The organism is Microbacterium sp. M, from assembly GCF_045181065.1.
In the GTDB taxonomy this organism is placed as follows: Bacteria; Actinomycetota; Actinomycetes; order Actinomycetales; family Microbacteriaceae; genus Microbacterium.
Genome location: NZ_CP173721.1, coordinates 624935 through 646235 on the forward strand (window position 1 = coordinate 624935; position 21301 = coordinate 646235).

Genomic DNA, 21301 nt, shown 5'->3' on the forward strand with positions numbered 1-21301 from the left:
TGCGTGAACGTGGCGGGCGCTCGACGAACGAACGTCTTGTGCGGAAACCGCAGGAGGCGGACACTGGTGTTGAGCCACCGCACCCTGTGTCTCGACGTTGAGAGTCCATCGGATCTCACTGACCACGGCGCGGTGGCTCCTTCACGCCAGCACGAGCAGCTCGCCTACCTCGCATTCGAGCGCATCGCAGATCGCCCGCAGCGTCGAGTACCTGATCGCCCGCGCTCGATCGTTCTTCAGCACCGACAGGTTCACGATGGAAACGCCCACCCGCGAGCTCAGCTCCGTCAACGTCATCCCGCGCTCGGCGAGCAGCTCATCGAGTCGGCAGTGGATGCCGGTGAGCTCGTCGTCCGAGTCGGCCGGAGTCATACCAACCCCTCCGTCTCGCGCTCGAGCCGATCCCGCTCGGCCTGCAGACGGCTGCCCTGGCTGAACACCGCAGCCAGGGCGGCGAGCCCGAGAGCGCCGACGAAAGGCAGTGGTGTCAGCGTGAGCTGGAAACTCATCGGGTACCACTCGGATCCCTCGTCGAACACCTCCCGGAGGCCGAAGGTCGCGGAAATGCTGCTGAGCAGCTCCGAGGCGATCCCCAGAACCACGACGCAGATCGCTCCCGTGTACAGCACCCGCGTGACGGTGCGGGAGAACGTGCGCCCTCGAAGGGTCTGGAAGCAGATCGCCGCGAGCATGGCGGCGGGAATCGTGGTGAACGCCAACGTGCACAGTTGCGCGGCTGCCGCGAGCGTCCTGAGCCCGAGGGAGGCGCCTCCGACGGTGAAGTCGGCGAAGTTGCTCCCGCCGCAGGACAGGGTTCCCGGGGCTCCGGACGATGAGCACGGGATGTCGTCGGGCCAGCCGATCCAGATTGTCGTCGTGCCGTTCAACTCCGCCCAGTCGACCGTGAACGCCTTCACGATGATGATGAGTGCGCCAACGGCCGACAACATCACCCATAGGCCCGAGACCGTCAGTGCGGCATCCAACGCGATGGTCCTGCTGCCCCGTCGACGACCTCGCCAGATCGCCAAGCCGACGATGGCTGCGATCACGATCAGAGCCAACGCGATCCAACCGAGCGAAGCCAGCAGCTCCCCTCCTGCAGTGACCATCAGACGAGTCCTTCCGTTTCCTTCTGGAGTCGGATGCCGCGGCGGAACGCGACCGCGATGAGACCGACCGCGATGCCGCCGGCGACCACCGGGATCGCCGCCCAGAACTCGACCGGATGCACGGTCTCGCCCTCGCCGAATCCGGCCGCCGCCAGCACGCCGTTGCGTGCGATGTTGTCCAGGGCGACGATCACCAGGGGCGCGATCGACAGCATCCAGCCCATGATCGTGAACGCCCACACGTTCCCTCGGACGAAGACGCGGCCCCGCAGGAAGTTCGATGCCACGAGCATGACCGCTCCGATGACCACGAGCGCCGTCAGTGCCCACAGGACGATGCCGCCGATGATCGCGGCGACAGCGCCCGCGTTCACATCGTTGGCGAAGATCATCGCCTCCTGCGCGATGCCTTCGACGGCGACCTCGCCCGAGTCGACGGTCGCCGCGATCGGCTGCTCGTCGATCGGGACCGTCCACGCGATGCCGTCATCGCGGAACACGCCGGCCGCCCGGAGCCACGTGCCGATCCCCACGACGATGGCGGCGCCGACACCATAGAGAAGGACCGTGAACGCGTCTGCGCGCTCTGATCGGGTGGGTTCCATCAGACCAGTCCTTCCGTCTCACGCTGCATGCGCTGTCCGATCTCGAACGCGCCGGCGATCACTGCCAGAGCGAGCCCCCAGCCGATGGGTGCGAGGTCGATGGTCATCTCGAAACTCGGCAGACCGACCGCGGTGAGCCCCAACTCGGACGTGATCTCGGTATGCGCACCGGCGCGCACCGCCTGGCTGAGGAGCCCTCCGGCCATGACGAGGATCGCCGCAGTGCCGATGCCCCACGTGACCGCGGCGGAGAACGGCCGCCCGATGAACAGGCGGACGCAGATGCAGGCGACCACGACGCACAGGCCGATGGCTCCGATCGACGCGAGAACGTCCGCGCCTGCCAGGAGCACGCGAGGCGACGCGGAAAGGCCCTCGGCCGTGATCGTCACGCTGTCGAACGCGGCATCGACGACGCCCGGCGCTGCGGCGATGCTTTCCGCGGGATCCTGCTCCAGGGCCATTCGCGGCACGACCACGTCATCCGCAGCCATGAGCGTGATCGTGCGACTGATGAGAAGAACGATGTCGACGAGCGCGATCGCGCCTGCGCCTCCGGCGATGACGCCGAGGGTCGTCTTCTCGGCAAGACTCGCTGCTCGCCCTGGCTGTACTGCGTTCGACATGATTTCCACCCCTTATCGATAGTCGTTGTTATCGATGGTCGTTAACATAACGACAGTCGATAAGGAGTGTCAAGACCCCGCCCCCAGGTGCTATGCCCACGGCGAACACGGGCATACAGCTTCTTCTGCGTGGTTACTCTCGATGTACAAGCTTCGCCACGTGCGAACCACGTGCGAACCAAGGAGTGAACATGTTCGAGAGATTCACGGACCGAGCCCGTCGAGTGGTCGTCCTCGCCCAAGAAGAGGCGAAGATGCTCAACCACAACTACATCGGAACCGAGCACATTCTGCTCGGCCTCATCCACGAGGGCGAGGGCGTCGCCGCCAAGGCGCTCGAAAGTCTCGGCATCTCGCTCGACGCAGTGCGCGAGCAGGTGCAGGACATCATCGGCCAGGGTCAGCAGCAGCCGACCGGCCACATCCCCTTCACGCCCCGTGCCAAGAAGGTGCTCGAGCTGAGCCTGCGCGAAGCGCTCCAGCTCGGCCACAACTACATCGGCACCGAGCACATCCTGCTCGGCCTCATCCGCGAGGGCGAGGGTGTCGCGGCCCAGGTGCTGGTCAAGCTCGGCGCCGACCTGAACAAGGTCCGCCAGCAGGTCATCCAGCTGCTCTCCGGCGCACCCGGCCGCGAGCCGGCCGCCGTCGGCGCGCAGACGCACGAGACGCAGTCCGGCGCCCAGGGCGGCTCGCAGGTGCTCGACCAGTTCGGTCGCAACCTGACCCAGGCCGCGCGCGACAACAAGCTCGACCCGGTGATCGGGCGCGAGAAGGAGGCGGAGCGGGTCATGCAGATCCTCTCCCGCCGTTCCAAGAACAACCCCGTCCTGATCGGCGAGCCCGGTGTCGGAAAGACCGCCGTCGTCGAGGGCCTCGCGCAGGCCATCGTCAAGGGCGATGTGCCCGAGACGCTGAAGGACAAGCAGCTCTACTCGCTCGACCTCGGCTCGCTCATCGCCGGGTCCCGCTACCGCGGTGACTTCGAGGAGCGCCTGAAGAAGGTCACCAAGGAGATCCGCACGCGCGGCGACATCATCGTCTTCATCGACGAGATCCACACCCTTGTCGGTGCGGGCGCTGCCGAAGGCGCGATCGATGCGGCCAGCATCCTGAAGCCGCTGCTCGCCCGAGGCGAGCTGCAGACGATCGGTGCGACCACGCTGGACGAGTACCGCAAGCACTTCGAGAAGGATGCCGCGCTCGAGCGCCGCTTCCAGCCGGTGCAGGTCAACGAGCCGAGCCTCCCGCACGCGATCAACATCCTCAAGGGTCTCCGCGACCGCTACGAGGCGCACCACAAGGTGCAGATCACGGACGGCGCGCTCGTCGCGGCGGCCAACCTCGCCGACCGCTACGTCAGCGACCGCTTCCTGCCGGACAAGGCCATCGACCTGATCGACGAGGCCGGTGCGCGCCTGCGGCTCAGCATCCTGTCGTCCCCGCCCGAGCTGCGGGAGTTCGACGACAAGATCGCGAAGGTCCGCGAGCAGAAGGAAGCCGCCTCCGAGGAGCAGGACTTCGAGAAGGCCGCGTCCCTGCGCGACGAGGAGAAGGGCCTGCTCGCCGAGCGGCTCCGCCTCGAGAAGCAGTGGCGTTCGGGCGATGTCGCGACCCAGGCGGTCGTCGACGAGGGCCTGATCGCCGAGGTGCTCGCACAGGCCACCGGCATCCCGGTGTTCAAGCTGACGGAGGAGGAGTCCAGCCGACTCGTCTTCATGGAGAAGGCGCTGCACCAGCGCGTCATCGGGCAGGAGGAGGCCATCGCGGCCCTGTCCCGCACGATCCGTCGCCAGCGCGCCGGCCTCAAGGACCCGAAGCGTCCGTCCGGCTCGTTCATCTTCGCCGGCCCGACCGGCGTCGGAAAGACCGAGCTCGCCAAGGCGCTCGCGGAGTTCCTGTTCGACGACGAGGGTGCGCTCATCTCGCTCGACATGAGCGAGTTCGGTGAGAAGCACACCGTCTCGCGGCTGTTCGGTGCCCCCCCAGGGTTCGTCGGCTTCGAGGAGGGCGGCCAGCTCACCGAGAAGGTGCGTCGCAAGCCGTTCAGCGTGGTGCTCTTCGACGAGATCGAGAAGGCCCACCCTGATATCTTCAACTCGCTGCTGCAGATCCTCGAAGAGGGTCGCCTGACCGACGGTCAGGGTCGGATCGTGGACTTCAAGAACACGGTCATCATCATGACCACGAACCTCGGATCGTCCGCGATCGCCGGAGGCCCGGTGGGCTTCCAGATCGAGGGCAACGCGCAGACCAGCTACGAGCGGATGAAGGGCAAGGTCGACGAAGAGCTCAAGCGGCACTTCAAGCCCGAGTTCCTCAACCGCGTCGACGACGTCATCGTCTTCCCGCAGCTGTCGAAGGAGGAGCTCGTGCAGATCGTGGATCTGTTCGTGAAGCGCCTCAGCGACCGCCTGCTGGACCGCGACATGACGGTCGAGCTGTCGCAGGCCGCCAAGGAGCGCCTCATCGAGGTCGGCTTCGACCCGGCGCTCGGCGCCCGGCCGCTGCGCCGCGCGATGCAGCGTGAGATCGAGGACCAGCTGTCCGAGAAGATCCTGCACGGCGAGCTCAGCGCCGGAGACCACGTCAAGGTGGACTCGGCCGACGGCAAGTTCCTGTTCGAGACCAAGCCGCGCGGCGAGAAGGTCTCGGTCGGGATCAACACCGGCGGTGGCGCGATCTCCGGAACACCCGACCTGGCGGTCGCCAGCGGAGAGTGATCTGAACGACGAAGGGCGGATGCTTCGGCATCCGCCCTTCGTCGTGCGCGGACAGCGCGAGGGCGCTCAGTCGTTCCAGGACCAGACGTCGTCGCCGCGCAGAGTCGCGTCTGCGCCGCCGTCGTCATAGATCACCTGCCCGGCCATGTGGCTGTTCTCGACGCTCGTCAGCCAGATCAGCAGGTTCGCGATCGACTCCGGCGGCTGGTGACCGTTCAGCGGCATCGGCACGGCGGCGTCCACCATCGCGCGACCCTCGGCCGTCTCGAGCAGGCCGGCGGTCATCGGCGTCACGACCGTCCCCGGCGCGACGGCGTTGAGCGGGATGCCGGCACCGGCCCATTCGGGCGTGATCGAGGCGCGGCGGACCCAGCGGGCGAGCGCGCGCTTCGACGACGGGTAGACGAGATAGCCGAGCTCGGGGCCCTGGGCGGTGAGACCTTCCGCGATGCGCAGGGCCTCCGCCTCATCACCGGACAGTGCGGCCTCGACCATCTCCGGAGAGTTCTGCTGGAGAGATGCCATCGATGAAACGACGGCGGCTCTCGGTGCCTCCGACTTCGCGAGCGCGGGGCGCAGCTGCTCCAGAAGCTCCGTGACGCCGAAGTAGTTCACCGAGATCGTCTTGGGGATGGGTGCCGAGATGCCGGCGCACGCGATCACGGCGTCGATCGTTCCGCCGGCCAGGTCGATGGCGTGCGCGGCGGCGTCGATGCGTCCCTGCGCGGTCGACAGATCTGCTTCGACGTCGGCGCCTCGCAGATCGACGCCGATCACGCGCTCGCCGCGTTCGATCAGCAGTTTCGCCGTGGTGGCGCCGATGCCGGATGCGGATCCGGTCACGAGAGAGGTGCGTGCCATTGTGTCCTCCGTTCCATGACCGCGTCGGCGGTCATCTCACCGGCCGCGCTGATGCGGCCGGACGATCTCGCCACGATTCGTCCGCGATGGTCCGTGGGCGGCTCGGAGAGGCTGTCTCGCCGGGCCGGGCCGAAGCCGATGACTGGACGGCTTCGACGAATCGGGTCAGCCGTGTGGTGAAACGCGCGGCGTCCGCGGCATCCCACCCGGCCAGTGCGTCGGACATCATCGCGACGCCCTGGGCGACCAGGCGGTCATGGATGCGGCGTCCCGCCGGGGACAGCCGGACGATCGTGGCGCGCGCGTCGGCCGGATCCGCGGCGCGCTCGATGAGGCCCGCGCGTTCGAGACGACCGAGTTGCTTGCTCATCGTGGGACGGGTGACGCGCAGCGCCGTCGCGAGATCGCCCGCCCGCGCGGGGCCCTCGAGCCCGAGGACGTAGAGCGGCGGGATGTCGATCGGGTCGACATCGACACCAGCGGCGGAGGCCACGGCGGACTGCGTGCTCGCGGACGACCAGTGCGTGGCGAGGTGTGTGAGTGCGGCGAGCAGCTCCGACTCGGGTGATCCCATAGGGCCAGCCTACGACCGATAGTTGCCTAAGGCAATTGAATTGGATCGGGCGATGCGACCCGAACCCCCAGGGAACCGGTTCTAGGCTGGATGCCGTGAGCTACACCGTCCGCCCCGCGCGCAGCGCCGACATCCTCGGCATCCATCGCCTGCTGGAGCCGATGGTGGACCGACGCATCCTGCTCGGCAAGGACCTCGCGGTCCTCTACGGCGCAACCCAGGAGTTCGTGGTCGCGGAGCGCGACGGGGAACTGATCGGCTGCGGCGCGCTGCACGTGATGTGGGAGGACCTCGGCGAGATCCGCACGCTGCTCGTCCGCGAGGACTGGCTGCACCACGGCGTCGGAGGCGCGATCGTCAGCGCCCTCGAGGACCGGGCCGTCCAGCTCGGGTTGACCCGCCTGTTCTGCCTCACCTTCGAGGTCGAGTTCTTCACGCGCCGCGGCTTCGCGCCCATCGGCGAGCAGGTCGTCGACCCGGACGTCTACTCGCAGCTGCTGCGCAGCCCCGACGAAGGCGTGGCCGAGTTCCTCGATCTCGCCCACGTCAAGCCGAACACGCTCGGGAACACCCGGATGCTGAAGGAACTGTGATGGCCAAGCGCACCGCAGCGGTGTATCGCCGCCGACGACTGGCCGTCGTGCTCGTCCTGCTGCTCGTGATCGCCGTGGTCGCGGCAGGAGCCTGGGCGCTGATCGCGCGCCCGTGGGAGGCGCCCGAGGCGACCCCCGACCCCACGACCAGCCAGACGCCGACGCCGGAGAGCCCGTCGCCGACCGCCGTCGATACGCCGACGCCGTCGGCATCCGAGACCCCGGGCATCGTCGCCTGCGAGGCCGCCGACATCGAAGTGCTCGCCGTGACGGATGCCGAGACGTACGCACCCGACCAGCTTCCGCAGTTGTCGATCTCGCTGACCAACAAGGGAGCGACGGACTGCACGATCGACGTCGGAACCGCGACGCAGCGCTTCGAGGTCACGAGCGGGAATGACCTGTGGTGGCGATCCACGGACTGTCAGGCCGAATCCAGCAGCATGATCGTGACGCTCACGGCCGGCCAGACCGTGCCGAGCGCGACGCCTCTGGTCTGGGACCGAACGCGGTCGAGCACGACGACCTGCGACGACGAGAACCGGCAGCGTGCGCCTGCCGGCGGGGCGTCGTATCACGTGGCCGTCTCGATCGGCGGGTTCGACAGCGCTGGCACGCGCCAGATCATTCTGCAGTGACCGCCTGAGGGCGAGAAGCGTTTCGACGTGCAGGGCTGACTTCCCAGGGTGTTTGGGATACCATAGAGATGACTCTCGGAACTGATTCGGTGTTCATGCCATCCCCAGTGGCGTCGTATTCAGCGTCCCCAGCGCTTCGACACTCACCGATCGAGAGTCCGAGGGCCCTTTCGAGTACCCCAGTCCCCAATGGAGGACTCGAGAGGGCCCCACATCCTTAAGATGGATGCATGGCTCGTAAGAAGACCGCGAAGAAGCCCGCACCCGAGGACTTCCGCTCCGAGGCACTCGCCGCTGCGCTCGAGAAGCAGGATGTGGCCGCGGTCGCTCTCGCACTGCGGCATGGCATCACCGTCGTGCCGCTGGTCAAGCCCGGCGCCAGGGACAACCCGCTCGACAGCGGTGAGGTCTGGACGTACCGCGACCCCAACACGGGCGACGTCGCGCTGCTGCTGTTCAGCGACGCGAAGAACAAGCCGGCGAACCTTCCGCCCGGTGTGGGCATCTACTCTGCGGACTGGCTGCGGGCGTTCCTCGCGAAGCACGCTGACACCGTGACGACCGTGTTCCTCGACATCGCCGGGCCGCATCCGATGCAGGCGGAACCGCAGGAACTGCTCAAGGCGCTCGCGTAGAGCTCAGAACGGCGGAATGTCGTCGACGGGGCGCGGCCGTCGGCCGTGCGCACGGACATCGTCGATCGCCGCGCGCAGCGTCTGCGATCGTTCGTCGACGACCCGTTCGTACCCCAGTCGCGCCGCTTCGCTGCGTCGCTGGGCGGCCTGAGTCACCGGGCGCACTTCGCCGGCGAGGCTGAGCTCGCCGACCGCGGCGATCGAGCGGGGCACCGAGATCTGCTCGATGGAGCCGGCGACGGCCAGGGCGATCGCGAGGTCGGCCGCCGGTTCAGTGAAGCGCACGCCGCCGACCGTGGACACGTACACGTCGAGCTGCCCGGTCGGTATCTGTGCGCGCCGCTCCAGGATCGCGAGGACCATCGCCACGCGCGACCCGTCGAGCCCGTGCACGACGCGACGCGGGTTCGGGCCGGACGCCTTGATCGTCAGCGCCTGCACCTCGACCGGCATCGCGCGACGCCCCTCGAGTGCGATCGCGACGCAGGTGCCTGGTTCGGCAGCGCCCTGCGACAGGAACAGTCCAGACGGATCGGGAACCTCGCGGATCCCGTCCCCGGCCATCTCGAAGCAGCCCACCTCGTCGGTCGGCCCGAAACGGTTCTTCAGCGCACGGATGAACCGCAGCGAAGTCTGCCGGTCGCCTTCGAAATGGCACACGACGTCCACGAGATGCTCGAGCATTCGCGGGCCGGCGATCTGGCCGTCTTTGGTCACGTGGCCGACGATGATGATCGGGAGGCTGCGCTCCTTCGCCACGCGGATGAGCGTCGCCGCGACCTCGCGCACCTGGCTCGGCTGACCTGCGGCGCCGTCGATCAGCGACGATGCCACGGTCTGCACGGAGTCCACGATCACGAGCTCGGGCTGCACCGCGTCGATGTGCCCGAGAATAGTGGCGAGGTCGGTCTCGCTGGCGAGATACAGCTCGTCGTGCAGCGCCCCGGTGCGCTCGGCGCGCAGCCGCACCTGGGCCGGCGATTCCTCGGCGCTGGCGTACAGGACGCGGCGCCCCGCCCGCGCCGACTGAGCGGCGACCTCGAGCAGCAGCGTCGACTTGCCCACGCCCGGTTCGCCGCTGAGCAGGATCGCCGCACCGGGCACGACGCCGCCGCCGAGCACCCGGTCGAACTCGCCGACACCGCTCGTGCGCCGAGGCGATTCCGCCGTGGAGATCTGCGTGATCGGCCGGGCGGCGCGATCTGCCGACGGTGCGAGCGCTGTCACCTGCGGGCGGGCGATCCCCACCGACGTCGCCTGCTCGACGACCGTGCCCCACTGCTGGCATTCGCCGCAGCGTCCCACCCACTTCGAGGCCGTCCACCCGCACTCCGTGCAGACGAAGGCCGGGGGAGCGGGACGGGTTTTTGCCATGGACTCAGGGTAGTCGCGGCATCCGACAACCCGACCGGCGAAGCGGTCCGCGCCGACGGTTATTCACGGCCCGCTGCTCGGCATCCGGTCAGACGGGTCGGACACAATGGAGACATGGCCATCGCCAGACCCTCATACGGGCCGATCTCGAGTTACTCCCGGGTGCAGATCCTGCGTCTGGTGCAGGCGCGACCCGAGCGTTCGATCCAGGAGCTGCACGAGGCGACGGGGCTGCACGCCAACACGATCCGCGAGCATCTGCAGCGCCTCATCGAGGGCGGGTACGTGATCGCGTCGATCGAGCACCGCACCACGCGCGGCCGCCCGAGGACGCTGTACAGCGCGGCGACGGGGGCACCGGAGGCCTCCAGCCCCGTGGCCCGCGAGAAGGTCACGGCCGCAGCGCGCCGCGGTGACCTGCTGCGTCGGATGCTGCCCTCCACGGCGCCCGGCCTCGCACGCGACGCGACCCACCAGCTCGACGCTCTCGTCGAGCACCTGGAGGAGAGCGGCTTCGAGCCGGTCGTCGACGACGCTGCGCTCACCGTCGATCTCACACCCTGTCCGCACGCCGCCGGGCGTCCGGAACACCGTCCGGTGCTGTGCGCCGTGCATCTGGGGCTGATGCAGGGCGTCCTGACCGAGGCCGGGGGTCCGCTCGTCGCGGACTGCGTCGTCGCACCGGAGCGAGCCGAAGAGTGCACGGTCCGGTTGCGGCTCGCCGGCGAACTGGCTGGGACGGCCGCCTGATCTGTCGTCCGTCCGACGTCCGACGTAACGTGGAGGAATGGCGAGAACGGATGAGGCCGAACGACTGATCGACGCGTCCCCCGTGCGCGTGTACAACGCGATGACGGACCCCGATGCCGTGGTGCGCTGGCTGCCGCCCGCCGGAATGACCGGCCGCGTCGACCGGTTCGACGCCCGCACCGGTGGAACGTATCGGGTCGTGCTGACCTACGACGATCCGCAGGCAGCGCACGGCAAGGCGTCGACGGACGAGGACATCGTGGAGGGTGCGTTCGTCGAGGTGGTCCCTGGTGTGAGGCTGGTGCAGGACATCGAGTTCCCCTCCGAGGATGCCGCGTACTCCGGCGTCATGCGGATGACGTGGGAGGTGAGCGCCGAGGGCGCTCGGAGCCTCGTGCGGTTCCGAGCCGAGAACGTGCCGGAGGGCATCTCCGCGGAGGACCATCTGGCCGGGTTCCGCTCCACGCTGAGCAACCTGGCCGCTCTGGTGGAGTGAACGGATGCCGCGGCATCCGTCTCGGAGGCTCAGCCGTACAGCGAAGCCGGAGGCTCCATCGTGATGCCCGCCGCCTCGAAGGCCCGGCGTCGCTCTTCGATGCGCCGGTGCAGTTCGACCTGCGCGTCGTCGACGAGCTGCTGGTCGAGCGCGAAGCCCTGACGGTTCGGATCGCCGTGCCCTGCCGCGATGTAGGCGTCGAGTTCGGGGCCCGAGGTCCACGAGGTGATGAGCGAGTACCGCGGAGAGGTGCCGCGGTGCCACACCGCGTGCCAGAACCGCTGCGTGTCGACGATGACGCGGGATCCTGACGGGAGCGGCAGGCGCACCTCGGTGGCCGGGTCGAAGCGGTCCTCGCGGAGGATCATCAGCGAGTCGGGGTCATCGGTGAGGTTGAGCATGCCGCGGACCACCCAGCCCGTGCCGTCCTCGTTGAGCCGGTTGTTGTCGTCCTGGTGCAGGTTGTAGATCGCGTCGGCATAGGTGTTGGGCTGCAGCTCGATGACACGGCATCGGCCGATGTTCGCACCGGGCTCCTGGGCGCGCGCGACGATGGTCGGAGCTCGTTCGACCTGGGGCTCGATCCAGACGCCGTCCTTGTCGGTGCGCGGCGGCGTGTGGTTCCAGAACCCGTTGCAGTCGACGTCGCCGGCGTAGCTGGTGAGCGGGGCGAAGCGGGTGATGCCGGAGGAGCGCCAGCCGATGTACTCGAGGTCCTGCCACTCGGCGGCGTCGATGGCACGGTCGTCGCGGTCGAGGACCACGTACCCGGTCTCGTCGAGTGCGGGTGAGGTGACGAAGCTCATGGTGCGCCTCCTGCTCAGCATCCGTTTAGGCCATCCTAACTTCCCGGCCGACCGGATGCAGGACGCGCTGGCCGGACATAACGCGCGGATAGCCTGGATGCATGACGATGCCGCAGGGTGCCCTTCTCGTGGGCAGTGTGAATTTCGACGATGCCGAGAAGACGATGCGCGTGGCCGCGGAGATGCTCGGCGACCGGCTCAAGCGGATCCCCGACGGCGAGGTCGGCAAGCGATTCCACTGGATCATGTTCCAGCCCGACGTGCTCGGGCAGGCCCCGGGCATCGATCGTGTCGGCGATCAGCCGATCCCGTTCCCCGCCGGGCTGGACGCGCGCCCGTTGCGCATCGCCGACGGCGTGGATGCTGCCGCGATCGAAATGCCGCCGCTCGGCTACGCGGAGGCTGCGATCGAGTCCTACGCGATCTTCGCACGCCTGCGTGAGGAGGGAGTCGTGCCTTCGGGCGTGCGCTTCCAGGTGTCGCTGCCGACACCCGTCGCCGTCGTCTCGTCGTTCTTCGCAGGCGAGGATCGCGCGGCGATCGAGCCCGTCTACACGGAGGCGATGCTGCACGAGCTGGCGCGCATCGCCGAAGCGATCCCGCACGAGGACCTCGCCGTGCAGTGGGACGTCGCCAGTGAGATGGGGATCATCGAGCGGGCGGCCGGCTACGGCAAGGTCATGGAGGCCTGGTGGCCCGGTGATCCGTTCGACGGTCTGGTCGCCCGGCTCGCCTCGCTGATCGATGCGGTGCCGACGGATGCCGAGGTCGGCGTGCACCTCTGCTACGGCGACGCGGGGGAGAAGCACTTCGTCGAGCCGACGGATGCCGGGAACCTGGTGCGCTACGCGAACGCCGTGATGGCTGCGGCGTCACGATCGCTGACCTGGCTTCACCTTCCGGTGCCGATCGAGCGCGATGATGAGGCGTACTTCGCGGCGCTCGCGTCTTTGGAACCGGTGGAGGAGCTGTACATCGGACTCGTGCATCGGGAGGACGGCACGGAGGGGGCTGAGCGGCGGATCGCTGCGGCATCCCGATACGCGCCGACGTTCGGTGTCGCCACCGAGTGCGGGATCGGGCGGGCTCCCGCTGGGTCGACGGAGGGGCTCCTCCGGACGCACACGGAGGTCGCGGCGGCCTGGTGAGCCCCGCCTGCAGCCCACGTCAGTCGCGTCGGGGTTTCGCTCGCGTCCTTGCTTTGTTAGATTGTGTAACTAAGTAACGCACCTGACTGGTGGGTGCCTCAAGGCGAAGGAGCCGTATGGCCGTCATCGAACTGTCCGAGAACTGGACCGTCACCGCCGTCGCAGGACCGGCGCCCGAGGGGATCGCCGGAGTCGCCGTGCCGGCTCGTGTTCCCGGTTCCGTGCACCTCGACCTGCATCGTGCGGGTCTCATCGCGGAGCCCTTCGACGGTGCCAACGAAACAGGGCAGCAGTGGATCGGCGATGTCGACTGGTCGTTCCAGACGAGCTTCGACTGGGTCGAGGACGGCACCGAGCGCCGTGACCTGGTAGCCGAGGGGCTCGACACGATCGCGACGCTGACGCTGAACGGCGTCGAGATCGGCCGCACCCAGAATCAGCACCGCTCCTACCGATTCGACATCGGGGCCGCGCTGGTCGCCGGACGCAACGAGCTGCGCATCGACTTCACCGCTCCGGTCCCGGCGGCCCTCGCGCGGTCCGAGCAGCACGGTCCGCGCCCGCACACCAACCACCACGCGTACAACGCACTCCGCAAGATGGCCAGCAGCTTCGGGTGGGACTGGGGGATCGATGTCGCGGCATCCGGGATCTGGAAGCCGATCCGCATCGAGAGCTGGTCGACGCTGCGGATCGCCTCCGTGCGCCCGCTGGTCGATGTCGACGGCGCCACCGGCATCCTGAACACGCACGTCGACATCGAGCGCGCGGATGCCCTCAAAGCCGGACCGCTCACGATCGAGGTCGAGGTCGACGGGCGGGTGGCCACGGTCGAACTCGCCGACCGCGAGTCCGCGGCGTCCGTGCGCGTCGACGTGCCGGACGTGCAGCTGTGGTGGCCGCGCAGCCACGGTGCCCAGCCCCTGTACGACGTCATCGTCCGTGCGAGGGCGGGCGACCCTTCGACGACGGAGGTCTGGACGGGGCGCGTCGGCTTCCGCACGATCCGGGTCGACATCGCCCCGGATGAGCACGGCAGCCCGTACGCCGTGCATGTGAACGATCAGCTCGTGCAGATCAGAGGAGCCAACTGGATCCCCGACCACGCGTTCACCACCGAGGTCGACCGCGATCGCTATGCGCGTCGCATCGCGGATGCCACGGAGGCGAACATGAACCTGCTCCGCGTCTGGGGCGGCGGGATCTACGAGGCCGACGACTTCTACGAGATCTGCGACGAGCAGGGCGTACTGGTGCAGCAGGACTTCCTGTTCGCGTGCGCCGCCTATGCGGAGGAGGAGTGGCTGGCCGTCGAGGTCGAAGCCGAGGCCCGCGAAGCCATCACCCGCCTCTCCGGGCACGCGTCGCTGGCGATCTGGAACGGCAACAACGAGAACATCGTCGGATACACGGACTGGGGATGGCGTCCGCGTCTGGAGGGCAAGACGTGGGGCGAGGGCTACTACCGCCGGTTGTTCCCCCGACTGATCGCCGAACTCGATCCGACCCGCTTCTACTCGGCCGGCAGCCCCTACTCCTTCTCGTCGTACGTGAGCCCCAACCTGGACACCCACGGAACCGTGCATATCTGGGACGTGTGGAATCAGAAGGACTACACCGCGTACGCCGAGTGGAAGCCGCGTTTCGTCGCCGAGTTCGGCTTCCAGGGGCCACCGGCATGGACCACGCTCGTGGACGCCGTGCACGACAGTCCGCTCGAGCCGTACGGTGAGCAGATGCTCGTGCACCAGAAGGCGCACGAGGGCAATCTCAAGCTCGAGCGGGGATATCTACCGCACCTACCGAAGCCGGCGACGATCGACGACTGGCACTGGGCGACGCAGCTGAATCAGGCTGCGGCGGTGCGGTTCGGCATCTCGCACTTCCGCTCGCTCGCGCCGTACAACACCGGCTCGATCGTGTGGCAGCTCAACGACGACTGGCCGGTCATCTCGTGGGCTGCCGTCGACTTCGAGGAGCGCCGCAAGCCCCTCTGGTACGCCATCAAGGCGGTCTACGAGCCGCGCTTCGTCACCGTCCAGCCGCGCGACAGCGGGCTGGCGGCTGTGCTGCTGAACGATTACGCGGAGACGTGGACGGGGCAGGTCGTGGTGCGCCGCCAGGCCTTCGACGGCACGGTCCTGGCCGAGACCTCGATCGCCGCGGAGCTGTCGGCTCGCGGCGTGCAGACGCTCGCGATCCCGGAGGAACTGAGCACTCCGCAGGATGCGAGCGGCGAGGTGCTGGTGGTGGATGCGGTGGGCTTCGCGCGCGGCATCCATGACTTCGCCGAGGTGGTCGAGCAGCGGCTGGAGAAGGATGCCTTCACTTCGGAGGCGATCCGTGCCGGCGATGACGTCCGCGTGCGGATCACGGCGCGATCGTATGCCCGTGACGTGTTCATCCTGGCCGACCGCGGTCACGTGGATGCCGCCGTCGACAGCGGACTCGTGACGCTGCTGGCCGGTGAGAGCCATGAGTTCGTCGTCACCGGTGCGCCGGCGGATGTCGAGGCGGATGTCTTCCTCGGGCCGCTCGTACTGCGTCATGCGGGAGACCTGCAGGGCTGAGGGCTGTCGATCCCGAGTGCGCCCCGTGACCTCGGTCGCGGGGCGCACTCGTGCGTTCCGGCGTCACGAATCGACACTTAGTTTCATTTGTGGACAAAGATCCTTGACAGAGTTCGTTTCACTGCGTAACAATGACCAGGCGGAAGGCTGACCTTCCGCCCCTGCAACTGCGCAGGGCTCGTCGACGCCGACGGTCACGATGCCGTGGCGTGAGGAAAGGATCATCGATGCTTCTTGGCTCACAGCGCGCACGCCGCGCGACGCTCGCTCTCGGTGCCGGGGCGGTTGCGCTCGGGTTGGCACTGACCGGTTGCAGCCCGGCCGGCGATGCCGCCGGTGCGAACGGCTCCTCCGGCGACGCCAACACGCTGGTCGGCTTCACCGGTCAGGCCGGCGACTACCAGATCAACTTCAATCCGTACTCTCCGACCAAGATCGGCGGCCTCGGCACCATCTACGAATCGCTGTTCTTCGTCACGAACGTCAACACGGAGGACTTCACGCCGCTGCTGGGTACCGAGTACACATGGAACGCGGATGGCACCCAGCTGGACATCACGCTGCGCGAGGGCGTCACCTGGTCCGACGGCGAGCCGTTCACCGCCGACGATGTCGTCTTCACCTTCCAGCTCATCAAGGACACACCCGCGATCAATACCGGCGGGTTCACGGGCGACGTCACCAAGATCGATGACACGCACGTGAGCATCGCGTTCCCGGAGCCGGCGTTCGTGACCGGCCCCGAGATCCTGGGCAAGACCTTCATGGTGCCGGAGCACATCTGGCAGGACGTCGACCCCGTGGCCGACGTGCTGGCCGAGCCCGTGGGCACCGGTCCGTACGTGCTGGACAACTTCAAGGCGCAGGCCTTCACCCTCACCGCGAACGAGGACTACTGGGATGGTGCGCCGGCGGTCGAGAACATCCGCTACCTGTCCCTGTCCGGCAACACCGCCGGTGTGGACGCGCTCGCGGCCGGAACGATCGACTGGCAGACCGGGCCGGTGCCCGACATCGAGAACGTCTCGAAGAACTACCCCGGGTACGAGGCGATCACGATCGGCATGAACCAGATGGCGCTGCTGACCTGCTCGAACGCCGACCTCGGCTGCACGGGTCCGCAGACCGATCCCGCCGTGCGCAAGGCCATCTACTACGCGATCGACCGACCGCAGGTGAACTCGCTCGCCTTCCAGGACACCGCGAGCGACATGTCCCCGACCTTTGCGCTTCTCCCCGCGCAGGAGGGGTACATCTCCGCCGCGGTCGAGGAGCCGACGGTGCCGAGCGAGCCGGATCTCGACAAGGTCGACGAACTGCTCACCGGCGCGGGCTACGCGAAAAACTCCGACGGCATCTACGCCAAGGACGGCGAGCCGCTCAAGCTCACGATCGAGGTCGTCACCGGCTGGACCGACTACATCACGGCGATCGACACGATGGCGCAGCAGCTGAAGGCCGCCGGCATCGACGTCACCGCGGCGCAGTCGTCGTGGAACGAGTGGACCGACAAGAAGACCAAGGGCAACTACCAGCTCGCGATCGATTCGCTCGGACAGGGTGCCGCCAGCGATCCGTACTACCTCTACAACAACAACTTCTCCACCGCGAACACCGCGAAGGTCGGCGAGACCGCTCCGGTGAACGTGTCGCGGTTCAGCGACCCGGCGGTCGACGAGGCGCTCGCGGTGCTCAAGCGCACGAGCCCGGAGGACACCGCTGCACGTCAGGCGCAGTTCGACATCATCCAGGCGGCGATCGTCGAGGAGATGCCGTACATCCCGATCCTCACGGGCGGAACCACGAGCGAGTTCAACGCGGCGAAGTTCACGGGGTGGCCGACGCTGGAAGACCTGTACGCCTTCCCGGCGATCTGGGCGTCTCCGGACAACGCCCAGATCTTCAAGGCGCTGAAGCCCACGGGCGAGTGACCGTGACCGAGGAGGAGTTCGCACAGACGGAAGGCGCGGATCGGTGAACTATTACCTGAGAAAGGTGGGCTTCTACATCGTCGCCCTCTGGGCGGCGCTGACGCTCAACTTCCTGATTCCGCGGCTGCTGCCTGGCAACCCGGTCGACATCCTGCTCGCCAAGCTCCAGCAGCGCGGTGGCCAGGTGTCGGCCGAGACCAGACAGGCCTACGAACTCCTCCTCGGGGGTGACTCTTCGCAACCCCTGATCGCGCAGTACTGGAACTACCTCGTGAACGTCTTCAAGGGCGACCTCGGAGTGTCCGTGACCTACTTCCCGGCACCGGTGTCGGAGGTGATCGCGACCTCACTGCCCTGGACCATCATGCTCATCGGGGTCGCGACGGTGCTGTCGTTCATCATCGGCATCACACTCGGCGCGCTCGTCGGATGGAAGCCGGGCACCTGGCTGGATTCGCTGGTGCCTGCGACGACTCTGCTGGCCGCGGTGCCGTACTTCTGGCTGGCGCTGATCCTCGTCTACTTCCTTTCCACGCAGCTGGGCTGGTTCCCCTCGCAGGGCGGCTACGACGTGATCCTCGACCCCGGGTGGAACTGGGAGTTCATCCAGTCCGCCCTCTACTACGGGTTCCTCCCCGCGCTGACGATCGTCATCGCCTCGCTGGGCGGCTGGCTGCTCGGGATGCGCAACATGATGGTCTCGACGTTGTCCGAGGACTACATCCTCACCGCGCACGCGAAGGGACTGGCGAACGGAACCATCTTGCGCGGATACGCGGCGCGCAACGCCGTGCTCCCCTCGATCGCCGGCTTCGCCATCTCGCTCGGCTTCGTCGTGTCCGGGTCGGTCGTGACCGAGCAGGTGTTCTCCTACCCGGGCATCGGATCGAAGCTGCTCTCCGCGGTGACCAACAACGATTACGCGCTCATGCAGGGCCTGTTCCTGTTCATCACGCTGGCGGTGCTCGGAGCGAACTTCATCGTCGACCTCTTCTACGGCCTCATCGATCCCCGCACGCGGGCACGGAGCTGATCGCCATGACCAACATCGCACCGGAAACGGAGACCTCGGTCGCCGACGGCACCGAGCTCATCATCACCCGCCAGCAGCGCGACGGCGCACGCCGGCGATCGCGTTCGGCACTGCGGCAGATGCTGCCGACGATGACCCCGTGGCTTGCCACAGGGCTCATCCTCATCGGCGCCATCGCCCTGTTCGGACTGATCGGACCGATGTTCGTCGGCGACCCGGCTGCCATCAGCAACATCGGCCTGACCCCGCCCTCAGCCGAGCACCTGATGGGAACCACCCAGACCGGCCAGGACGTCTTCGCACAGCTCGCATACGCCACCCGTGGCTCGCTCGAGATCGGCATCATCGTCGGCGTCCTCGCTACGGTGCTGTCAGCGTTCTTCGGCATCCTGGGTGCCTACATCGGCGGCTTCGCCGACGAGGCGTTCTCGCTGCTGTCGAACGTCTTCCTCGTGATCCCCGGCCTTCCGCTCGTCATCGTCATCTCAGGATTCGTGCCAGCCGAGGCGCGCGGGCTCTGGACGATCGCCGTGGTCCTCGCGATCACGAGCTGGGCCGGATCGGCCAGGGTGCTGCGGGCGCAGACGCTGTCCATCCGCAGCCGTGACTACGTCGCCGCCAACCGCGTCGCCGGAGAACGCGCGTGGCGCGTCATCGTCGTCGAGATCCTGCCGAACCTGCTGCCCGTGCTGGCATCCCAGTTCGTCTTCGCGGTGATCGCCGCGATCCTCGGCGAGGCCGGACTGTCGTTCCTCGGGCTCGGGGCGTCGAACGCCTCGACCCTGGGCACGATGCTGTTCTACGCGCAGAACGGCTTCGCCCTGCCGCTCGGAGCCTGGTGGTGGTTCATCCCGCCGGGGCTCATCATCGCCCTGTTCGGCATGGGCCTGTCGCTGGTGAACTTCTCCATCGACGAGATCATCAACCCCAAGCTCAAGAACGTGCGCGTGCACGCGCGCGCCGAGCGTCGTGAACGCCGCGCATCGCGCATGAAGGAGCGTGCCTCGTGAGTGCCGTCATCGAAGAGCGTCGTCCGGTGCTGTCCGTCTCCGATCTCACAGTGGTCTACGAGGTCGACACCCCCGTCACCGCGGTGCGCAACGCGTCGTTCGACCTCTCCGCTGGGGAGATCCTCGGCCTCGCCGGCGAATCCGGATGCGGCAAGACGACGCTCGCGTACGCGATCAACCGGCTGCACAAGCCGCCGGCGCGGATCACGACGGGCAGCATCGTCTTCCACGGCCGCGCGGGCGACGTCGATCTGCTCGAACTCGGCGAGGAGAAACTGCGGGCGTTCCGCTGGTCGGAGCTGTCCATGGTGTTCCAGGGCGCGATGAACGCGCTCAACCCCGTCACCAGCATCCGCGTGCAGCTGGAGGATGTCCTGCAGGCCCATCGTCCGCAGCTGTCGCGCGCTGAGCGGCGCGCACGTGCGGCGGATGTGCTCTCCCGCGTCGGCGTGGATCCGGCCCGTCTGACCTCGTATCCGCACGAGCTGTCCGGCGGTATGCGCCAGCGCGTCATGATCGCGATGGCGATGATCCTCGAACCGCAGATCATGATCATGGACGAGCCGACCACGGCGCTTGACGTGGTCGTGCAGCGCGACATCCTCCGTGAGATCGTGCGTCTTCGCGACGAGCTCGGCTTCGCCGTGATCTTCATCACCCACGACCTGCCGCTGCTGCTGGAGATCAGCGACCGCATCGCGGTGATGCTCCAGGGGGAGATCGTCGAGCTGCGTTCCGCCGACGAGATGTACCGGGATCCGCACCACGAGTACACCAGGAAGCTCCTGGGCTCGTTCCCGAGTCTGAGCGGCTCGAGGGGATCGTTCATCCGCACCGGCATCGACGTCGATGCCGGTGCCGACACCGAGGAGACGCCCGCATGACCGATGTGAAGGTCACCGACCTGGTCAAGGAGTTCAGCATCCGCAAGGGGCTGCGCCATCAGCGGTTCCGTGCCGTCGACGGTGTCTCGTTCGACCTCGTCCCCGGCCGGACGGTCGCGCTGGTCGGGGAATCAGGATCGGGCAAGTCGACCATCGCCCGCATCCTGTCCAAGCTCGAGCGGCCCACCTCCGGGAGCATCGAGGTCACACAGGCGGACGGCCGTGCCGTATCGGGGCGCGAGTACCGCAGCCACGTGCAGATGGTCTTCCAGGATCCGTTCGCGTCCCTCAACCCGTTCCACTCGATCGAGCACCACATCGCGCGGCCCCTGCGGATCCACAAGCGCACGCGCGGGGCGCACGAGACCTACGAGCGCGTCATCGAGATGCTGGAGCGGGTGAACCTGGACGAGTCGTTCGCGCAACGGCGACCGCACGAGCTCTCCGGAGGCCAGCGTCAGCGCGTCGCGATCGCGCGGGCGCTCGCACCGGGGGCGCAGGTCGTGCTGGCCGACGAACCGGTGTCGATGCTGGATGTCTCGATCCGACTCGGCGTGCTGAACCTGCTCGGCCGGCTGCAGCGCGAAGACGACCTGGCGGTGCTCTACATCACGCACGACCTCGCGACCGCGCGGCACTTCTCGGACGAGATCCTCGTGCTCTACAAGGGCCGCGTCGTCGAACGAGGGCCGGCCGATGCCGTGATCCTCGACCCGCACCACGATTACACAAGGCTGCTCGCGATGGCCGCCCCCGACCCGGAGCGCATCGGCAAGATCGTGAGCGGCGAGAAGGCGCCCGATCGCTCGAAGCTGGACAACTCGTCGTGCTACAACCACTTCACCGGTGAGTGGGAGGGTGCGCGGGCGCCGGCAGGCGTGAGCTGACCGGACGGGGATGGCTGCTCTCGGGAGCCGCCCTCCCCGTCCGTC

The 21301-nt window shown here is 67.7% G+C and carries 21 protein-coding genes; 13 read left to right on the forward strand and 8 right to left on the reverse strand.

Translation table 11 applies throughout. The annotated features are described in order from the left end of the window. Positions 1–141: 141 nt before the first annotated feature. The 4 genes from ACI7YT_RS02870 to ACI7YT_RS02885 are packed head-to-tail and all read right to left on the reverse strand — an operon-like array spanning position 142 to position 2343. Positions 142–372, reverse strand: coding sequence for a helix-turn-helix domain-containing protein (locus tag ACI7YT_RS02870; protein ID WP_406248955.1), 231 nt, complete (start codon positions 370–372; stop codon positions 142–144). Continuing rightward, complete coding sequence (locus ACI7YT_RS02875; RefSeq protein ID WP_406248956.1) at positions 369–1112, reverse strand: hypothetical protein; 744 nt, start codon at positions 1110–1112, stop codon at positions 369–371. Before ACI7YT_RS02875 ends, ACI7YT_RS02870 begins: the two co-directional genes overlap by 4 nt. Further along, positions 1112–1717, reverse strand: a complete 606-nt coding sequence (locus ACI7YT_RS02880) for a hypothetical protein (RefSeq protein WP_406248957.1) — start codon at positions 1715–1717, stop codon at positions 1112–1114. Before ACI7YT_RS02880 ends, ACI7YT_RS02875 begins: the two co-directional genes overlap by 1 nt. Then, positions 1717–2343, reverse strand: coding sequence for a hypothetical protein (locus ACI7YT_RS02885; protein WP_406248958.1), 627 nt, complete (start codon positions 2341–2343; stop codon positions 1717–1719). The genes ACI7YT_RS02880 and ACI7YT_RS02885 overlap by 1 nt, the downstream gene beginning before the upstream one ends. A gap of 191 nt (positions 2344–2534) precedes the next feature. Between ACI7YT_RS02885 and ACI7YT_RS02890 the strand changes: the two genes are divergently transcribed. Continuing rightward, complete coding sequence (locus ACI7YT_RS02890) at positions 2535–5066, forward strand: ATP-dependent Clp protease ATP-binding subunit (protein WP_406248959.1); 2532 nt, start codon at positions 2535–2537, stop codon at positions 5064–5066. A 66-nt stretch (positions 5067–5132) separates the two neighbouring features. Here the strand turns inward: ACI7YT_RS02890 and ACI7YT_RS02895 are convergent, their stop codons facing one another. Both ACI7YT_RS02895 and ACI7YT_RS02900 read right to left on the reverse strand, forming a co-directional pair. Further along, positions 5133–5927 (reverse strand): SDR family oxidoreductase, encoded by a 795-nt coding sequence (locus tag ACI7YT_RS02895; protein WP_406248960.1) that lies wholly within the window; start codon positions 5925–5927, stop codon positions 5133–5135. A 31-nt stretch (positions 5928–5958) separates the two neighbouring features. After that, entirely contained in the window at positions 5959–6501 is a 543-nt protein-coding gene (locus ACI7YT_RS02900; RefSeq protein ID WP_406248961.1) for a MarR family winged helix-turn-helix transcriptional regulator, read from the reverse strand. Between the two features lie 95 nt (positions 6502–6596). Here ACI7YT_RS02900 and ACI7YT_RS02905 point away from each other — a divergent pair, with 95 nt between their 5' ends. The 3 genes from ACI7YT_RS02905 to ACI7YT_RS02915 all read left to right on the forward strand — a co-directional run bounded on the left by ACI7YT_RS02905 (position 6597) and on the right by ACI7YT_RS02915 (position 8367). After that, positions 6597–7094 (forward strand): amino-acid N-acetyltransferase, encoded by a 498-nt coding sequence (locus ACI7YT_RS02905; RefSeq protein WP_406248962.1) that lies wholly within the window; start codon positions 6597–6599, stop codon positions 7092–7094. Continuing rightward, entirely contained in the window at positions 7094–7732 is a 639-nt protein-coding gene (locus tag ACI7YT_RS02910; protein WP_406248963.1) for a hypothetical protein, read from the forward strand. Before ACI7YT_RS02905 ends, ACI7YT_RS02910 begins: the two co-directional genes overlap by 1 nt. Positions 7733–7962: 230 nt before the next feature. Beyond that, positions 7963–8367, forward strand: coding sequence for a dehydrogenase (locus ACI7YT_RS02915; protein ID WP_406248964.1), 405 nt, complete (start codon positions 7963–7965; stop codon positions 8365–8367). 3 nt (positions 8368–8370) lie between these two features. On the opposite strand, the gene radA is transcribed toward ACI7YT_RS02915, so the two are convergent. Beyond that, positions 8371–9741: a DNA repair protein RadA gene (radA, locus tag ACI7YT_RS02920; RefSeq protein ID WP_406248965.1), complete on the reverse strand. Its 1371-nt coding sequence runs from the start codon at positions 9739–9741 to the stop codon at positions 8371–8373. A 114-nt stretch (positions 9742–9855) separates the two neighbouring features. Between radA and ACI7YT_RS02925 the strand changes: the two genes are divergently transcribed. Both ACI7YT_RS02925 and ACI7YT_RS02930 read left to right on the forward strand, forming a co-directional pair. Then, the gene (locus ACI7YT_RS02925; RefSeq protein WP_406248967.1) at positions 9856–10491 is read left to right on the forward strand and encodes a helix-turn-helix transcriptional regulator; all 636 of its coding nucleotides are present in this window, start codon (positions 9856–9858) and stop codon (positions 10489–10491) included. A 37-nt stretch (positions 10492–10528) separates the two neighbouring features. Further along, on the forward strand, positions 10529–10987 hold the full coding sequence (locus ACI7YT_RS02930) for an SRPBCC domain-containing protein (RefSeq protein ID WP_406248969.1): 459 nt from the start codon (positions 10529–10531) through the stop codon (positions 10985–10987). A 29-nt stretch (positions 10988–11016) separates the two neighbouring features. Here ACI7YT_RS02930 and ACI7YT_RS02935 read toward each other — a convergent pair whose 3' ends face one another. Then, positions 11017–11793, reverse strand: coding sequence for a hypothetical protein (locus tag ACI7YT_RS02935; RefSeq protein WP_406248970.1), 777 nt, complete (start codon positions 11791–11793; stop codon positions 11017–11019). Between the two features lie 101 nt (positions 11794–11894). On the opposite strand from ACI7YT_RS02935, the gene ACI7YT_RS02940 reads away from it, so the two are divergent. The 7 genes from ACI7YT_RS02940 (at position 11895) to ACI7YT_RS02970 (ending at position 21256) form a co-directional block, all read left to right on the forward strand. Further along, a complete protein-coding gene (locus tag ACI7YT_RS02940) occupies positions 11895–12941 on the forward strand; it encodes a hypothetical protein (protein WP_406248971.1) in 1047 nt (348 codons plus the stop codon). A 116-nt stretch (positions 12942–13057) separates the two neighbouring features. Further along, on the forward strand, positions 13058–15511 hold the full coding sequence (locus tag ACI7YT_RS02945; RefSeq protein WP_406248973.1) for a glycoside hydrolase family 2 protein: 2454 nt from the start codon (positions 13058–13060) through the stop codon (positions 15509–15511). 227 nt (positions 15512–15738) lie between these two features. Next, entirely contained in the window at positions 15739–17442 is a 1704-nt protein-coding gene (locus ACI7YT_RS02950) for an ABC transporter substrate-binding protein (protein WP_406248974.1), read from the forward strand. A 43-nt stretch (positions 17443–17485) separates the two neighbouring features. Beyond that, positions 17486–18475, forward strand: a complete 990-nt coding sequence (locus ACI7YT_RS02955; RefSeq protein ID WP_406248976.1) for an ABC transporter permease — start codon at positions 17486–17488, stop codon at positions 18473–18475. A 5-nt stretch (positions 18476–18480) separates the two neighbouring features. Next, positions 18481–19485, forward strand: a complete 1005-nt coding sequence (locus tag ACI7YT_RS02960; protein WP_406248977.1) for an ABC transporter permease — start codon at positions 18481–18483, stop codon at positions 19483–19485. Next, a complete protein-coding gene (locus ACI7YT_RS02965) occupies positions 19482–20369 on the forward strand; it encodes an ABC transporter ATP-binding protein (RefSeq protein ID WP_406248979.1) in 888 nt (295 codons plus the stop codon). Before ACI7YT_RS02960 ends, ACI7YT_RS02965 begins: the two co-directional genes overlap by 4 nt. Continuing rightward, complete coding sequence (locus ACI7YT_RS02970) at positions 20366–21256, forward strand: ABC transporter ATP-binding protein (protein WP_406248980.1); 891 nt, start codon at positions 20366–20368, stop codon at positions 21254–21256. Before ACI7YT_RS02965 ends, ACI7YT_RS02970 begins: the two co-directional genes overlap by 4 nt. Positions 21257–21301 lie beyond the last annotated feature (45 nt).

Coding starts and splice junctions, on each gene's coding strand:
- ACI7YT_RS02870 (WP_406248955.1), bottom strand. CDS start 372: ATGACTCCGGCCGACTCGGACGACGAGCTCACCGGCATCCACTGCCGA.
- ACI7YT_RS02875 (WP_406248956.1), bottom strand. CDS start 1,112: ATGGTCACTGCAGGAGGGGAGCTGCTGGCTTCGCTCGGTTGGATCGCG.
- ACI7YT_RS02880 (WP_406248957.1), bottom strand. CDS start 1,717: ATGGAACCCACCCGATCAGAGCGCGCAGACGCGTTCACGGTCCTTCTC.
- ACI7YT_RS02885 (WP_406248958.1), bottom strand. CDS start 2,343: ATGTCGAACGCAGTACAGCCAGGGCGAGCAGCGAGTCTTGCCGAGAAG.
- ACI7YT_RS02890 (WP_406248959.1), top strand. CDS start 2,535: ATGTTCGAGAGATTCACGGACCGAGCCCGTCGAGTGGTCGTCCTCGCC.
- ACI7YT_RS02895 (WP_406248960.1), bottom strand. CDS start 5,927: ATGGCACGCACCTCTCTCGTGACCGGATCCGCATCCGGCATCGGCGCC.
- ACI7YT_RS02900 (WP_406248961.1), bottom strand. CDS start 6,501: ATGGGATCACCCGAGTCGGAGCTGCTCGCCGCACTCACACACCTCGCC.
- ACI7YT_RS02910 (WP_406248963.1), top strand. CDS start 7,094: ATGGCCAAGCGCACCGCAGCGGTGTATCGCCGCCGACGACTGGCCGTC.
- ACI7YT_RS02915 (WP_406248964.1), top strand. CDS start 7,963: ATGGCTCGTAAGAAGACCGCGAAGAAGCCCGCACCCGAGGACTTCCGC.
- radA (WP_406248965.1), bottom strand. CDS start 9,741: ATGGCAAAAACCCGTCCCGCTCCCCCGGCCTTCGTCTGCACGGAGTGC.
- ACI7YT_RS02925 (WP_406248967.1), top strand. CDS start 9,856: ATGGCCATCGCCAGACCCTCATACGGGCCGATCTCGAGTTACTCCCGG.
- ACI7YT_RS02930 (WP_406248969.1), top strand. CDS start 10,529: ATGGCGAGAACGGATGAGGCCGAACGACTGATCGACGCGTCCCCCGTG.
- ACI7YT_RS02935 (WP_406248970.1), bottom strand. CDS start 11,793: ATGAGCTTCGTCACCTCACCCGCACTCGACGAGACCGGGTACGTGGTC.
- ACI7YT_RS02940 (WP_406248971.1), top strand. CDS start 11,895: ATGACGATGCCGCAGGGTGCCCTTCTCGTGGGCAGTGTGAATTTCGAC.
- ACI7YT_RS02945 (WP_406248973.1), top strand. CDS start 13,058: ATGGCCGTCATCGAACTGTCCGAGAACTGGACCGTCACCGCCGTCGCA.
- ACI7YT_RS02950 (WP_406248974.1), top strand. CDS start 15,739: ATGCTTCTTGGCTCACAGCGCGCACGCCGCGCGACGCTCGCTCTCGGT.
- ACI7YT_RS02960 (WP_406248977.1), top strand. CDS start 18,481: ATGACCAACATCGCACCGGAAACGGAGACCTCGGTCGCCGACGGCACC.
- ACI7YT_RS02970 (WP_406248980.1), top strand. CDS start 20,366: ATGACCGATGTGAAGGTCACCGACCTGGTCAAGGAGTTCAGCATCCGC.